Consider the following 16,018-nt stretch of genomic DNA (forward strand, 5'->3'; position numbering starts at 1 on the left):
TTTTACTCCTGCAATAATTCCCGTTTTGCTTCTTTTAGAGATGTTAAGTTTTGCTTAGAAATTGTGGGCATTTGAATGTCCATTTTGATTAGTGTTTCAACGATAATGTTACCTATCGCAACATGAGTGAACCATTTATTATCTGCTGGAATAACATACCAGGGAGCATAATTCGTTGAGGTCTTGGAAAGAGCCTCCTCGTATACTTTCTGGTACTTTTTCCAATATTGTCTTTCCTCAATGTCTGAAGATGAAAATTTCCAGTTCTTATCACGTTTTCTAATTCGATCGAGAAAGCGTTTTTTCTGCTCGTCTTTTGAAAGGTGAAGGAAGAATTTTATAATGGTGGTCCCATTTGCAACAAGCGTTTGCTCAAAATTATTGATTTGTTGATACCGTTCTTCCCAAAAATCTTCCTGAATGTCCTCAACGGTATGTATACCCGGAAGGTTCTCAGCCATGAGAAATTCCGGATGCACTTTTGTGATGAGTACATTTTCATAATGAGATCGATTGAAAATGCCGATTTTTCCATGTTCCGGAAGTTTCTGATAATGGCGCCACAAATAATCATGCTTAAGTTCTTCTGCCGATGGTTGTTTAAAGCTGTGAACCTCGCAGCCTTGGGGGTTAACACCACTAAATACATGCTTAATTGCACCATCTTTACCTGCAGCATCCATCGCCTGGAAAATAATTAATAGTGCCTGTCTATTTTCTGCAAACAGGTTATATTGAAGCTCCGACATTTTTTTTATGTCATATTTTAGCTGCTTCCTGGCTTCTTTTTTATTTGAAAATCCATCACAAAAATCCGGTTGGTGATCTTTCAACGAAAATGACCTTTTTGGGGTAATTTTAAACTGTTTAGTATCGAATGTGTGATTAATCATACTAATAGTAAAATTACTAAATGTGTTTTCAATATTATTAATATGAAAGTTTTATTTTTATATTCAATCAAAATATTCAAAATAAACCAATAAACCATGATGAAACAAATTGTTCTACTATTAGCACTTCTTCTTCCAATTAGTCTTTTAGCGCAGACTGGCAAAGTTTATGACAACAAAGTTGTTCATAGCGAGATCCTGAACATGGACCGTAATTTTGCAATTTACTTACCACCTGATTATGAAACTTCTGAACGTAGTTATCCAGTTTTATATTTATTGCATGGTGCTGGTGACGATCATACCGGCTGGGTGCAGTTTGGTGAAGTGTTGCATATCACAGACAATGCTATTAAAGAAGGAACAGCAACACCAATGATTATTGTGATGCCGGATGCAAATACTGGCAAACGTGGTTATTTCAATGATTTAAAAGGAGAGTGGAGATATGAAGATTTCTTTTTTGAGGAACTGATGCCGTTTGTAGAAAAGAATTATCGGATAAAAGGAGAGAAAAGGTATCGTGCAGTTGCTGGTTTGTCAATGGGCGGTGGTGGTACTTTTATGTATGCCTTGCATCATCCTGAGTTATTTTCATCGGCTTGCCCTTTGAGTGCTTCAACCGGTCCAATAAACATTAGTGATGCTAAGCGGTATTTGGAATGGCAGGGTGTGCCTGATGCAAGCGAGAAAGACGCAATTACCTATATGGAAAAGTATAGTGCCTTGTCATTGATTGAAAATATGAATGCTGAGGATATCAAAAAAATTAGGTGGTTCATCGATTGTGGCGATGATGATTTCTTGTACGAAGGAAATTCATTGGTGCATATTGCTATGCGTAAAAAGGAAATTCCTCACGAATTTCGGATACGTGATGGCGCACATAACTGGACTTATTGGAGGGAAGCTCTTCCGGTTGTGCTTTCATTTATATCGGATGCCTTCCATCAACATTAGTGCATATAAGTTGTTGTACTGGTAATTAGTCAACCATACTCAACATGAAAAAAGGACAATTCAAGAAACTGTATCTGTATGCAGAATTTGTATTGTTCTTTTTTTTTATTCCTCTCTACCTTTTAATTGGTGTTGATATTTTACACCCTAGTTCAGTATTGATTCCATTTGTATTATTGGCATTCTTTATCCTTTATTTTTTTACCAAATTTAAGTGGAAGGAATTATGGGCTTTTGATATCAAATGGAAACAAGTATGGTTGCATTTAGCGATTGCGTTCGGTGTTTCGTTACTAATGATTGCTTATATGCTTTTGTTTGATCGTAAAAATCTTTTTAATCTTCCGCTTGGTAATCTCAAAGTCTGGCTTACACTTAGTACTTTCTACCCAATTTTTTCTGCGTATGTACAGGAAGTTTTATTTCGAACTTATATATTCAAGCGTTATCAAAATTTATTTGGAAATGGCAACCTGATGATTTTAATGAGTGCCCTGGCATTTAGTTTTGCGCATATCCTGTATTATCACCCGGTATCATTGATACTTACTTTAATACTTGGTATATATGTGGGAAGGGTTTATCAGAAAACTCAGAGTGTTTTGTTTGTTGCCTTTCTACACGGATTATACGGCAATATGGTATTCACAGTAGGTTTGGGGCATTACTTTTGGTTGGATATGTTCAAGTGGATTTAATGTCTTGCCTGAATTGCCTTTATGTGCTCATTCTTCTCTTTTAGCTTTTGTTTTGTTTCTACTAGTTCCGTGATGTCGTTAATAATAAGAATGATATAGCTGTCATTTTGAAATTCAAAACACCTGGTTGAAAATTGGAGATGCTTCATTACTTTTTTGCCATTGTGCATATAAAATTCTCGGGAAAAATTGTCCCTGTAAATTGGTTTCTTTTCGAAGTAGGAGAGCAACGCTGATTCCCGAATGGAACAATTTGCACATTGACTGGTTTTCCCACATTCCTTCATTTCATCAACTTGGTAGGCACAACCAATTGCTTCACCGCATCTAACGTATAAAAGGTCTTCTCCTTTTCTTGCTGAAAATATACTGATAAGAGGTTCATTAAATGCCTGGAGTTCCATCTTCTTATCGAGCAATAAGATACAACTGCTAATATTATTCAAAATAATGTTCAAAAAGTCCGAGGAGTGGCGTAAATAATCAAAACTTACATTGGTCATGCTAATTTTATCTTTCATGGCATTTATTTTATTGTTAAAGATAATACCTGCAGAAGCCAAAGTCAATTATCGGGAAATATTCTTTAGCAGTAAAAGAAATGGAGGTAATGTCTATCAATTTCTGGTTATTTCTTTTTCTTTTTTAATAATTCAAGTAGTATTCTTAAATCAAGCCCCGGACTAATTGGCTCATTATCATATCTATTTGCATTTAGCGAGTCGAGTCCCCTCATTTTTGGTTCCGGGATTTTTAGTTCATCTTTTATTTGTTTCATATTCAGATCAAAAAGCTCCAACTCCTTTTTAAAATCATTGGAGGATACATTTCCAATCATATATGAATTATATGTGATGTAGTTAATATTGTCACTTGCCGGTCGGTTATTGCCGTGTAAGATTTTTGGTGATAAAGCAATATGATTTACCATTAATGAATCTCCCTCTTTCACCCACGTTTTAAAATATCCACTTTCATCAGTAGCGACAATTTTTGTGTTTCGGTAGTTGATTATATACACATTTTCCATGGGGATTGAATCTTCGGAAAGAATATATCCTTGAAAGATAAAATCATCATCTTCATTGGTTTGAGCAAACATGAGATTCGAGAATAACACTAAAAGAGTAAAAATAAACAAGGTGTTGCACATCTTTTTTACTCAAATTTACGCGCTTGTACTGTTAATGTATTCTAAGAGATTATAATAAATTAAAATTGGCAGTCTTAGCTTTCACTGGGGTGAAAGATTTTACGGTCGACCTGACTAAAGTTGGTGATAACCTGATGAGCATAATGGCTGTAATTACTATTGGTTGAATTTACGATGAATATTTTTCCGGCATTTGCATTTTCAGCAGCTCCAATACCAGCATACGAATCTTCGAACACTACACAAGATTTTGGTTCCAGGTTCAATTTATTCATAGCTCTATTAAAAAAATCAGGATTTGGTTTCCCCCTCAGGGTACCATCATCGTATACTACTTTTTCAAAATCAAACCATTTATGCAAATCAAATTGCTCAAAATAGAACGATACATTTTCAAGCCCGGAAGCAGTTGCAATAGTAAATGGAATTTGAGCATCTTTCAGATCATTGAAAAGCGTTTCTGCACCACTGGCCAAACAGAGTCCAGTCTTAACACAGATATTACGGTATGCTCCTTCTTTCTCTTCGATAAATAAAGAAAGTTCTTCTTCTGAAATATTGCGTTCAAAAATGCCTTTGAAAATATCACGATTATTTTTTCCGTGAATTCTCTCATTTTTTTCCTGATCGGATAGTGTAATTTGATGTTTTGTCAGAAATAAATCCCAAGCTTCATTATGAAGGTGAGTATCCCAAAATAAGGTTCCATTAAAATCAAAAATTACTCCTTTGAAGCTCATTTTTACCTCCAGATCTGGTTTTTGTTTAATGCTTGCTGATATCGTTTCGCATTAACATTATGTTCTCTCAAAGTGCGTGCAAAATTGTGATATCCATCAAATTTATCACTTGCACACATGTACAAATATTTGTGTGATTCAGCATTTAACACAGCCTCCAAGCTTGAGACTTCTGGAAAGTTAATTGGTCCAGGTGGCAAGCCGGCGTGTGTGTATGTATTATAGGGAGAATCTATTTCAAGATATTTGGAAAGAACCCTTTGTATGCTAAAATCTCCCATTGCAAATTTAATGGTCGGGTCAGCTTGCAATAGCATTCCTTTTTTAATACGGTTAATGTACAGACCTGCAACTCGGGGTTTCTCGTCATTTTTGATAGTTTCTTCCTGAACAATAGAAGCAATTGTTGAAATTTCGACGGGAGTTAATCCTAAATCAGCAGCTTTTTTTTTGCGTTCATCGTTCCAAAAACGTTCATATTCAGCCTTCATCCGTTCGGTGAATTGCTCCGGTGTTGTTGTCCAGTAAAATTCGTATGTGTTGGGAATGAACATCGCATGAAAAGAATATTCATCAAAGCCCATTGCTTTAATAACTTCGGGATTTGACAAATAGGCCAATAATTCCGTAGAATCCGGTTCAATATAACTGGCAACAGCACCAGCCAATTCGGTCATAAAACGAAGGTTATTGAAGATGACTGAAATCGGCTTTTGGTTTCCAGCCTTTAGCATATTCACCAGTTGATTACTATTCATTCCTTTATTGAATACATATTTACCTGGTTTTATGAATTCAGGATAGTCTTTCTTCTTGGCAACCCAACGAAAAGCCTTCTCTTGCAGGAGTATGTCATGCGCTTCCAGCGAGTCTAAAACATCACTAAACGTTGCATTTTTAGGGATAGTAATAGCTCCCGGGGATTTCACATTTTCGGCAAATACATACTGAAAAAGTTGATATCCACGTAACCCAGCCAAAACAAATGCAATGGCAAATATGATGATGAGCGTTTTATTCAGTTTTGGGAAAAGCATAATTCTATTTTGGGTATTCAATTCCATAATCTATAATTGGGATTACAAAAATAAACTTTTCTTTGATTTTGTACTTGTGTAAGTTTTACCTTAATTTTTATCGAATTGATCTTTGACCAGCTTAGATTTAATCTAAATTAGTTATTTTCGTGTGCTGAAAATAAAATAAAAAATCGAAAATTATGCACCAGATAAAACTTGCTGACAATATTTACTATTTGGGTTACAATGACCGCCGTACTCATTTGTTTGAAAACATCTGGCCAATTCCTCATGGCGTATCTTATAATTCATATCTGATAGTTGATGATAAAGTTGCTCTTATTGATACTGTTGAACGTCAGTTTATAGATGATTATTTAGATCAGATTGAATCTATTATTGGTGACCGTCAGGTGGATTATCTGGTAATTAACCACATGGAGCCAGATCATTCCGGAGCGATTAAAGCAATTCGTACTAAATACCCGAATGTTACACTTGTTGGAAATAAGAAGACATTTGGTTTTGTTGAAAGCTTCTATTTCAGTCCGGAGAATACACTGGAAGTTTACGATGGGCATACGTTGGATTTAGGGAAAGTTAAACTTCAGTTTCAAATGATTCCGATGGTTCACTGGCCCGAGACAATGGTCAGCTATGATGAAACCAATAAAATACTTTTTTCCGGTGATGCTTTCGGAAGCTATGGAACACTTGATGGAGGTGTTTTTGATGACGAAATAAACCTCGACTTCTATGAAGTGGAAATCATGCGCTATTTTACCAATATCGTCGGTAAATACTGTCCACACACACAACGGGCAATTAAGAAACTTGCACCGCTGGATATTAAAATGATTGCTGCTACTCATGGTCCGATTTGGCGGTCCGATTTGAACTGGGTATTAAGCCGCTACAACAAATGGAGTACCTATGATACTGATCCGGGTGTGATTGTAGTTTATGGATCAATGTATGGAAATACGCAGAAGATGGCTGAGGTTATTGCCCGTCAATTATCGGAGCGTGGAATTAAAGACATTCGTGTGTATGATTCTTCCAAAACACATTCATCATACATTATCAACGATATTTTCAAATACAAAGGATTTATTGTTGGAAGTTGTGCCTACAATAATGCGATGTTCCCGAATGTACAAACGCTAATTACTACTATCGAACATATGGGTATTAAAGACCATTACCTGGGAGTGTTTGGGAATTATGCATGGAATGGGGGAGGTGTGAAGAACCTGATGAAATTTGCCGAAAATATTAAATGGGAAATGGTTCACGACCCAATTGAGGAAAAAGGAGCTTTAAAAGTAGATAAGTATCAACAGTGTATCGATTTGGCTAATGCCATGGCTGATAAATTGTTGAGCTAGTATAAGATTTTTATAAAATAGAAGCCATCTATCATTTTATAGATGGCTTTCTTTTTGCCTTTTCTGTTATTATTGACTTGTTATAAAGTAATTCCAGTTTTGAAAATTGAAATCTCTTTAAAACCAGTTTCTTCATGCTTTAATTTCTTGCCACTTGCTACTTCGATTATAAAGTCTACAAAATCTTCAAGTAGATTATCCATCGCTTGATCTTCAACCAAACCCCCGGCATTGAAATCAATCCAGTGTTTTTTTCTAACTGATAGTATCGTATTTGTTGAAATTTTCATGGTTGGAATGAAGCTTCCAAAAGGAGTTCCTCTTCCTGTTGTGAATAATACTAATTGGCATCCGCTAAAGCCTAAAGCTGAAGACGCTACTAAATCATTTCCTGGCGCCGCCAGTAGATTTAAGCCCTTTTCTTTAATTGGTTCTGCATATTGTAACACATCCACGACTGTTGCCGTTCCTCCTTTTTGAGTGCACCCCAATGATTTGTCTTCGAGGGTTGTGATGCCTCCGTTTTTATTTCCGGGTGAAGGATTTTCGTACACTGGAAGATCATGTTTCAAGTAATATTCCTTGAATCCATTAATCAGGCTAACCGTTTTTTCAAATACTTCGGTATTTGCTGCCCTTTCCATTAATAGGTGCTCTGCCCCAAACATTTCAGGTACTTCTGTAAGAATTGTTGTTCCTCCTTGTGCTATGAGAAAATCAGAGAATGTTCCCAATAGTGGATTTGCTGTAATACCCGAAAAACCATCTGAACCACCACATTTCAGTCCGACGTTTAATGCAGAAAGTGGACATGCTTCCCGCTGATCATATCTCATTTCTTCATATAACTCTTGCAGTAGGTTTAAGCCAACTTCAATTTCATCTTCAACTTCCTGTGCTACCAAAAACTTGATGCGTTTTTCATCATATTCACCCAACAGTTTTTTTTGATCGGAGATTTGGTTGTTCTCACATCCAAGTCCTAACACTAACACTGCACCCGCATTCGGGTGGGTGATTAATTGAGCTAAAGCTTTCTGAGTGTTTGAATGGTCATCTCCCAGTTGGGAACATCCATAATTATGCTTGAATACTTCAATTCCATCAATGTCATCGGCGTCATGACTTTGCTTAAATAACTTGATAATTTGTTCAGCCTGCCCATTTACACACCCAACTGTTGGCACAATCCACAATTCATTTCTAATGCCAACCTTCCCGTTGGATCGTTTAAATCCATTAAAAGTCAGGCTTTTGTTTGGGTGTGATATCGTATTTAATTTCTGATTGAAACTATAGTTGCTTGTGCCTGAGAGTCCTGTTTTTGTATTATGAACATGTACATGTTCTCCCTGCTCAATAGTAGCTGTTGCAACTCCAATAGGTGCTCCATATTTAACTACCTCTTCTCCTTTTTCTATTTTCTTTAATGCAAATTTATGGGCAACGGGAATTTCATCTTTTAATTGGAAAGAATTGCCATCGAGCTCAATTGTACTGCCTGCTTTCAGCGTCCTGATTGCAACCAATACATTATCATTATTCGCTATTTGTATAAAATCGTTCATTAAGCAGCTTTGTTTGAAGGTTGCTTTTTACCTAATACAGATTTAATGGCTTTTTTCATGCCCACCTGTTCAATTAAATAAAGATAAGAAGAAACAGCCTGTGTTAATCCCTGAATTTCATTCAAATCCTTTTTCCATAAAGACTTATATGAAAGCACTTTTTCACTTAATTTATAAATTGATTCAGGAGTTCCATTTTGTTGTGACCATAAATTACTGAAATAATCCAAGTGGACTTGATCATCATTTAGTGTATATTTTTGTCCATCAACTTCCCCTTTGTAATAAGCGATCATTGCAGCCAAAGAAAATACCAACTTTCGTGGAAGCTCTCCCGTGTTTTGAACATGATCGAGTAGTGACGGTAAGCAACGTGTTTCCCATTTGCTAAGTGCATTCAAAGCAATACTGGTCCATTCATGACGAATGTATGGGTTATAAAAACGCTCCAGTATTTTACTTGCAAATGCTTTTAAATCGTCCTCATTTCCGTCCAATCCTTTGATCACTTCATCAAAAATTAGTTCTTTTAGGAAACGACCGACTTCAATATGCTCTATACTTTCTCGCACAGTTTCAATTCCATAGAGAAGTGAAACAGCATAACTTCCAGTATGTGCTCCATTTAATACGCGTACTTTTTGCTCGCGATATTTTGTCATGTCGTTAACAAATTTCACTTGCAATCCTGCTTCTGACGCAGGAAATTCTTTTTGAATCCAATCAGGACCTTCGATCACCCAAAAATGAAAATATTCACCAACCACTACCAGCTTGTCTTCTATACCAAGCTCTGCTTGTATGTTTTTAATGTCGTCTTTTGGAAAACCTGGAACAATACGGTCAACAAGAGTATTACAAAAAGTACAACTCTGTTTTACCCAACTGGTAAATTCATCACTAAGCTCCCATTTTTCAGAATATCGTAACACATATTTTTTGAGCATGTCTCCATTTCTGTCGATCAACTCGCAGGGAAGAAAAATTAATCCTTTGTCCATTGCCCCGTTGAATGCTTTGAACCGCTTATATAGTAGTGCTGTGACCTTTCCGGGGAAACTGTTTTGTAGATTCATCTGCAAAGTATCAGTTTCATCGAAGGCAATTCCCGCTTCGGTAGTATTAGATACTACAAATCGTAATACAGGATTTAGAATGGTTTGCTCATAAATTTCAAAATCAGTATATGGATTAATTCCATTATTGATACAGTCTATACGTTTAAATTCACGAACAGGCTCCCCGTTCTTTATTCCTTTCAAGTAAACGTGGTACAATCCATCCTGCTCATTCAATAAATTAATCATTCCGTTTTCCAAAGGCTGTATCACATCTACTCCAGCATTGAAGTTGATTTTGTCATTCATATTTTGAATAATCCAATCAGTAAATGCTCTTAGAAAATTTCCTTCTCCAAATTGTAAAATACGCGTTGGATAGCTTTTTATGTCAGCAATATTCTTACGAGTTAGTTCCATGTCAAAAGTTTAAATTATAAATCCGTGTGCGTACACGTTGTTTTCGGCAAATGTAGAAAAATTTCGGAATCTGTTATATTCATAAAATATTAACACAGGGTATTCGTTTGAAAATCAGCATTTAATATTTTGGGCTCTTTGCGAGTTAACAATTTCTTTAAATAAGATGATTTATAATTGACTGATTTCTTTAATTTTGGTACACTCTACAATAAAATCGTGAAAAAAAGAATATTTATTATTTCCGGGGGACCTGGATTTGGGAAGACTAAAATCATACAGGAACTTGGTAAGTTAGGTTATTGCACTGGATCTGAGTGCGCCCGTGATATTATCACAGAACAGGTTCTAATTGATGGTGAAATACTTCCGTGGAAAAACATAAAGGCATTTCAGCAGGAAGTACTTAATCGAAGAATTGCTTTTTATGAATCAATTACGGGTGACGAAATTGCATTTGCTGATCGAGGCATACCTGATCAGTTAGCTTTTGCCCGGTATCGCGGGTTCAAGGATCCAGGTATTTTAAGTGAAAGCGTAATCAAATATCCATATGCGAAGTTGGTGTTTTTAGCAAGTCCGTGGAAGGAGATTTATCGGATAGATGACGTGAGAAAAGAGAGTTTCGAAGATGCGTGTAATATGCACAATACAATTTGTGATGTGTATCGAGAACTGAATTATGAAATGGTTGAAATACCTCATATTGATGCGAATAGTCGTGCTCATTTTATTGTGGATTATGTGAAAAAACAACGATTTTAATTAAATTCTTTTCTCAACAATAGTATAATCAACTAATCAAACAATACATAACTATGAAAATTTCAAGAAGAAGTTTTTTTGGAAAAACGGCCACTCATGCTGCCGGAATTGCAAGTATTCCAATGATATTATCTTCCTGTATTGAAGAACAAGATAAAGAGGACGGTGGATATGCTTTGATTAATGACAATGATACGATCTTGTTTCAAGGCGATTCCATAACAGATGCCGGGAGAAATCGTAATGCGCAATTGCCAAATGATGCACGCTCTTTTGGTGGAGGGTATGCTTTAATGGCTGCAGCTTCTTTATTGGAGCAATTGCCCGAAAAGAACCTGACGATATATAATCGTGGGATTAGCGGAAATAAAGTGTATCAATTGCGAGACCGTTGGGTGGAGGATTGTATCGATTTAAAACCAAATGTGTTAAGCATTTTAATTGGAGTCAATGATTACTGGCATAAACGTAATAATCAGTACGATGGCACAGTTGAAGTTTATAAAGAAGACTTTCGAGCGTTGTTGAAACGTACAAAAGAAGAACTACCAGGTATAAAATTGGTAATTTGTGAGCCATTTTCATTAACAGGTGGTTCTGCTATTCAAGGAAACTGGCAGGAGGAATTTGAACCATATCGTCAGGCGGCAAAAGCAATTGCTGACGAATTTCAGACTTTATGGGTGCCATATCAGCAAATTTTTGATGTTGCATGTAAACACGCTCCTGCAACGTACTGGAGCGGGGATGGTGTTCACCCGTCAATGGCTGGAGCTCAGCTAATGGCTCAAGCCTGGTTAAAAGTTGTAAGGCAGGCATAAGATATTGTTATAACCATGAAAGAACAGGCCGGAATTTCCGGCTTGTTCTTTTTTGTCAACTAATTAATATTGTTGTTTTTAGGTATATTACTAAAAGATCATCTAACTGGCCGCATAGCATCTAATCTTTGGGTCTGCTTTATATTTGTCTATCTTTGCGGCCTATGCAAGTTCGGGAAATCAAATTTTACGAAACAAATAATGATAGGGTTTATACTAATGTTTATCTAATTCTCAGAACTCAACGAGATCGTTATAAACCTCCCACATTGTAGTCTTTCCGCACACATTATTTCTCTTTATTAATACTTATTAAATTTATTATTTTATGTTTTTAAAACTTAAAATGGTATTTGTATGTATACTTATACCAGTACTTTCTCTTTTTGCGCAAGATAAGCCAGAGTTGCATGTTGGTGGGGCTTTACGTTTCAATTATAATCTTTCTTCATGGAAAGGAGGTCAGCAAAAACGAGGAGGTGATTTAGGTTATGATGTCTTCAGGATTAATGCAAAAGCAAAGTACAAAGGAGTAAGATTAAATGCCGAGTATCGATTGTATTCCGAAGGTTTTGGCGGTGGAATGCTAAAACAAGGATGGATTGGTTACGATTTCTCTTCAAAGAATAATCTGCAAATTGGGTTAACACAGGTTCCTTTTGGAATTACCCAGTACAATTCTCATAACTGGTTTTTTGGGTTGAATTATTACGTAGGATTGGAAGATGATCACGATATGGGACTAAAATATACCCATGTTGATGATAACTGGGAATATGCGTTGGCTTTTTTCAAAAATGCAGAAGAGCTGAAATTTGGTAGTAATTCTGATGTTTCAGACAGTCGCTATTCTTATGATGTAAGTTCATCGATTGATGGCAAATACAGAAATAAGGAAGTAAACCAACTGAATTTGAAACTGGTTCGCAAAATCACTGGTGAGCACATAAAACACCGTTTCGGAGTTTCTGCTGAATATGGTGGCCTTTATAATCTTGACACCGAAGAAACCGGCGATCATTATGCATTGGCAGCTCACTATGAAATGACAGCTGGTGCTTTCAACCTGAAATTGCAAGCGACAAAATATGGCTATAATGCGGAAAATCCGGTAGCACAAGGAAACGATATTATTGCGATGACTGCTTATGGATATCCATACCTGGTAGCGTCTGAGGCGGCAACTTATACCATCGGAGCAGCTTATTCGGTTCCTGTAAAAATGGGGCCAATATCAAGTTTGCAATTCTATAACGATTTTGGAATGATGAATAAATCCATTGACGGATTTGAAGATACTTATATGAATGTAACTGGTGTATTGGTAACAGCTGGTAACGTTTACACTTATATTGATTTCGCTCAGGGAAAAGATCAACCTTGGTTGGGATCGGAATGGACCAATGCACTCTCAACCGGAACTGTTGATGCAAAATGGGAGAACCGGTTTAATATTAACATCGGGTATTATTTTTAATAGAATAAAATTACATCATGTCTGAAAAAGAAACGATAAAAATTAACGTAGAAGACCTGACCCTAATCTTTGGAAAAAGAAAGCAGGAAGCTTTGGTTCTACTGAAAAAAGGAGTTTCCAAAGAAGAAATTTTAAAGAAGACTAAATGTACTGTTGGGGTAAATCGAGCGAATTTTGAGATTAGTGAAGGCGAGATCTTTGTGATCATGGGACTGTCGGGAAGTGGAAAATCAACATTAATCAGGTGCTTGAACCGTTTGAATGAACCTACAGCAGGTAAAGTTTTTATTAACGGACATGATATTACCCGTGAGTCCAATAAAGAACTGCTTGAAACAAGAAGAACTGAAATGAGTATGGTTTTTCAAAAATTTGGACTTCTGCCTCACCGTACTATATTAGAAAATGCAGCATTTGGATTGGAAATTCGTGGTGAAAAGAAAGAGCTTCGAGACGAACGTGCCCAGAATGCCCTTGAAACCGTTGGTTTAAAAGGCTATGAAAATCAATTTCCATCAGAAATGTCAGGAGGAATGCAACAACGTGTTGGACTTGCGCGTGCATTGGCAAACGAGCCTGAAGTTTTGTTAATGGATGAAGCATTTTCAGCACTTGATCCTTTGATTAAATCAGATATGCAGGACGAATTGTTGCAAATTCAGAATAAGTTGCATAAAACCATTGTCTTCATTACACACGATTTGGATGAGGCCATTAAGATTGGCGATCGCATTGCAATTATGAAGGATGGAGTGATTGAGCAAATCGGAACAGCAGAGGAGATTTTAACAAATCCAGCAAGCAGTTACATCGAAGCTTTTGTTGAAAAAGTTGACCGGAAGAATATCATTACTGCTGAAACTTTGATGTTTAGAAAATCGACAATTGTTCAGTTGAAAAAAGATGGCCCTTCAGGAGTAATACGGAAAATGCGATCAGTTGGTCTTGATGTATTGCCGGTAGAGGACGAAAACAAGAGGTTTTTGGGTTACGTCTGGTTACAGGATTTACTGGCTCTTGTGGAAGAAAAGAAAACATCCATTCATGAAGTGCTGAAAACAAATGTTCCAAGCGTGTATAAACATTACACGGTGGAAGACATGCTCCCTCTTATCTCTGGAATCAAGTATCCACTCGCTGTGGTTGAGGAGGAAAGCGGACGTTTGCTTGGGCTGGTTTCTCAAACTTCCTTGATTATCGAATCAACTCGTTTCGGCAAGAAAGAAGTAGATCAATTAATTGAAATAGCAAACGAAATATAGTTATGGAAAGATTCATTCATATAGGAAAATACATTGAAGAGGGGATTAATGCCCTGGAGGAAAGTTTTTCCGGACTTTGGGGATTAATTGACGATACCATTTCGTGGATAGTTGACAGTTTAAATGATCTGCTGTTGGGAATACCCTTTCCAGTTATTATCGCGATTGTTGCTATTGGTGCGTATTATGCGAAAGCCGGAAAGTTATTCCTTAAAAAAGAAGGATTTAAAAAAGGAATTGGATTGTTATTGTTCGTTTTGTTAGGCTTATTTCTGATTTACGGAATGGGCTACTGGAAAGAAGCGATTCAAACAACGACCTTAGTTTTAGTTTCTACTTTCATTGCCTTGTTGTTTGGAGTCCCGTTGGGAATTGCTGCAGCACGCAATAATTTAGCAGATGCTGTTATTCGCCCAATACTCGATTTGATGCAGACGATGCCTGCCTTTGTTTATTTGATTCCGGCCATTTTCTTTTTTAGTGTTGGAAATACGCCGGGAGTAATTGCAACTGTGATCTTCTCACTGCCTCCAGCTGTTCGTTTAACCAGCCTGGGGATAAAAAATGTCCAGACAGATGTAATTGAGGCTGGCCGTGCATTTGGCGCGACGGAAAAGCAAATTTTATTTAAAATTCAGCTTCCACTTGCCATGCCCACTATATTGGCTGGGATCAACCAGGTAATACTATTAGCGCTTTCAATGGTGGTTATAGCTTCCATGGTTGGAGCCAAAGGACTGGGAAGTATCGTTTACCAGGGAATTCAGCAAAACAATATTGCAAAGGGATTTGAATCCGGATTGGGGATCGTAGTGCTTGCAATTATTCTCGATAGAATAACTCAATCAATAGCAAAAAAATAATCATATTAAAATCACAATCATGAAAAATTTTACAAGTTTAATATTGGCATTAGGAATAATGCTGTCAATTGTATCGTGTACCAATAGTGGTGCGAAAAAAGATAATGATACAAAAAAGGTGACAATCCTGTATCCAAATTGGGCTGAGGGGATTGCATTTACGCATCTTGCTAAAGTTGCATTGGAAAGTAATGGCTACGAAGTTGAAATTACAAATCTTGAGCCAGGACTTATTTATGGTGAGCTTTCAAAAAGTAATTCTAAAGGTGATGTATTTTTAGACGCCTGGCTTCCAAATACACACAAAGATTATTGGAACGATTATGGCGACAAGTTGGCGAAGTTAGGTGAAGCATTTAGTGAGGGGACTACCGGATTGGTTGTTCCATCATATGTGACGATTAATTCAATAGAAGAATTAAACGAAAACAAAGCAAAATTGGATGGCCAAATTATTGGTATAGGAAGTGGTGCCGGTATTCATGCTAATACGCTTAAAGTAATTGATGAATATGGCTTAGACTTTGAGCAGATAACTGCAAGTGGACCTGCTATGGTAGCTAGTTTAGAAAAAGCCATGAAGAAGGATGAATGGATCGTAATTACTGGTTGGAAACCACACTTCATGTGGGCAAATTATGATTTAAAATATCTTGAAGATCCAAAAGGAATTTACCCTAAAGATGTTTGTGCTATTATTTCAAGAAAAGGATTTGAAGAAGATATGCCAAAAGCTGCAACGTTCTTTAAGCATTTCAATTTGGAAGAAGGACAGCTTTACGATTTGATGGCGAACATTAAAGCAGATGGGGAAGAAGAGGGTACTATAAAATGGTACGAAGCAAACAAAACACTGGTGGATTCATGGTTTGCTAAAAGCGAATAGGAATCAATAAAATATACGCAAAATAGAAAAGGCATCTAGTTTCAGAT

The 16,018-nt window shown here is 36.7% G+C and carries 16 protein-coding genes; 9 read left to right on the plus strand and 7 right to left on the minus strand.

Annotated features, from left to right (window positions below):
• Positions 1–2 precede the first annotated feature (2 nt).
• The gene (locus ACUNWD_RS00880) at positions 3–893 is read right to left on the minus strand and encodes a polyphosphate kinase 2 family protein (protein ID WP_445585872.1); all 891 of its coding nucleotides are present in this window, start codon (positions 891–893) and stop codon (positions 3–5) included.
• A gap of 96 nt (positions 894–989) precedes the next feature.
• On the opposite strand from ACUNWD_RS00880, the gene ACUNWD_RS00885 reads away from it, so the two are divergent.
• Entirely contained in the window at positions 990–1,853 is an 864-nt protein-coding gene (locus ACUNWD_RS00885) for an alpha/beta hydrolase (protein WP_445585873.1), read from the plus strand.
• Positions 1,854–1,897: 44 nt separating this feature from the next.
• Positions 1,898–2,551, plus strand: a complete 654-nt coding sequence (locus tag ACUNWD_RS00890) for a CPBP family glutamic-type intramembrane protease (protein ID WP_445585874.1) — start codon at positions 1,898–1,900, stop codon at positions 2,549–2,551.
• On the opposite strand, the gene ACUNWD_RS00895 is transcribed toward ACUNWD_RS00890, so the two are convergent.
• The 4 genes from ACUNWD_RS00895 to mltG all read right to left on the minus strand — a co-directional run bounded on the left by ACUNWD_RS00895 (position 2,548) and on the right by mltG (position 5,508).
• Positions 2,548–3,072, minus strand: coding sequence for a hypothetical protein (locus ACUNWD_RS00895; protein ID WP_445585875.1), 525 nt, complete (start codon positions 3,070–3,072; stop codon positions 2,548–2,550). The genes ACUNWD_RS00890 and ACUNWD_RS00895 overlap by 4 nt on opposite strands.
• A gap of 107 nt (positions 3,073–3,179) precedes the next feature.
• On the minus strand, positions 3,180–3,653 hold the full coding sequence (locus tag ACUNWD_RS00900; protein WP_445585876.1) for a hypothetical protein: 474 nt from the start codon (positions 3,651–3,653) through the stop codon (positions 3,180–3,182).
• 125 nt (positions 3,654–3,778) lie between these two features.
• On the minus strand, positions 3,779–4,444 hold the full coding sequence (locus ACUNWD_RS00905) for an HAD family hydrolase (protein WP_445585877.1): 666 nt from the start codon (positions 4,442–4,444) through the stop codon (positions 3,779–3,781).
• A gap of 2 nt (positions 4,445–4,446) precedes the next feature.
• The gene (gene mltG, locus ACUNWD_RS00910) at positions 4,447–5,508 is read right to left on the minus strand and encodes an endolytic transglycosylase MltG (RefSeq protein ID WP_445585878.1); all 1,062 of its coding nucleotides are present in this window, start codon (positions 5,506–5,508) and stop codon (positions 4,447–4,449) included.
• A 155-nt stretch (positions 5,509–5,663) separates the two neighbouring features.
• Between mltG and ACUNWD_RS00915 the strand changes: the two genes are divergently transcribed.
• Entirely contained in the window at positions 5,664–6,851 is a 1,188-nt protein-coding gene (locus ACUNWD_RS00915) for an FprA family A-type flavoprotein (RefSeq protein WP_445585879.1), read from the plus strand.
• 80 nt (positions 6,852–6,931) lie between these two features.
• Here the strand turns inward: ACUNWD_RS00915 and ACUNWD_RS00920 are convergent, their stop codons facing one another.
• Both ACUNWD_RS00920 and ACUNWD_RS00925 read right to left on the minus strand, forming a co-directional pair.
• A complete protein-coding gene (locus ACUNWD_RS00920; protein ID WP_445585880.1) occupies positions 6,932–8,419 on the minus strand; it encodes a UxaA family hydrolase in 1,488 nt (495 codons plus the stop codon).
• Positions 8,419–9,897 (minus strand): tagaturonate reductase, encoded by a 1,479-nt coding sequence (locus ACUNWD_RS00925; RefSeq protein WP_445585881.1) that lies wholly within the window; start codon positions 9,895–9,897, stop codon positions 8,419–8,421. Before ACUNWD_RS00925 ends, ACUNWD_RS00920 begins: the two co-directional genes overlap by 1 nt.
• 219 nt (positions 9,898–10,116) lie before the next feature.
• Here ACUNWD_RS00925 and ACUNWD_RS00930 point away from each other — a divergent pair, with 219 nt between their 5' ends.
• The 6 genes from ACUNWD_RS00930 (at position 10,117) to ACUNWD_RS00955 (ending at position 15,971) form a co-directional block, all read left to right on the plus strand.
• Positions 10,117–10,662: an AAA family ATPase gene (locus ACUNWD_RS00930; protein ID WP_445585882.1), complete on the plus strand. Its 546-nt coding sequence runs from the start codon at positions 10,117–10,119 to the stop codon at positions 10,660–10,662.
• Positions 10,663–10,715: 53 nt separating this feature from the next.
• The gene (locus tag ACUNWD_RS00935) at positions 10,716–11,483 is read left to right on the plus strand and encodes an SGNH/GDSL hydrolase family protein (protein ID WP_445585883.1); all 768 of its coding nucleotides are present in this window, start codon (positions 10,716–10,718) and stop codon (positions 11,481–11,483) included.
• Between the two features lie 328 nt (positions 11,484–11,811).
• Positions 11,812–12,960, plus strand: a complete 1,149-nt coding sequence (locus ACUNWD_RS00940; protein ID WP_445585884.1) for a porin — start codon at positions 11,812–11,814, stop codon at positions 12,958–12,960.
• Positions 12,961–12,977: 17 nt separating this feature from the next.
• A complete protein-coding gene (locus tag ACUNWD_RS00945; protein WP_445585885.1) occupies positions 12,978–14,222 on the plus strand; it encodes a quaternary amine ABC transporter ATP-binding protein in 1,245 nt (414 codons plus the stop codon).
• A 2-nt stretch (positions 14,223–14,224) separates the two neighbouring features.
• On the plus strand, positions 14,225–15,085 hold the full coding sequence (locus ACUNWD_RS00950; RefSeq protein WP_445585886.1) for an ABC transporter permease: 861 nt from the start codon (positions 14,225–14,227) through the stop codon (positions 15,083–15,085).
• A 19-nt stretch (positions 15,086–15,104) separates the two neighbouring features.
• Positions 15,105–15,971, plus strand: a complete 867-nt coding sequence (locus ACUNWD_RS00955; protein WP_445585887.1) for a glycine betaine ABC transporter substrate-binding protein — start codon at positions 15,105–15,107, stop codon at positions 15,969–15,971.
• Positions 15,972–16,018 lie beyond the last annotated feature (47 nt).

This window comes from Sunxiuqinia sp. A32 (assembly GCF_052690465.1).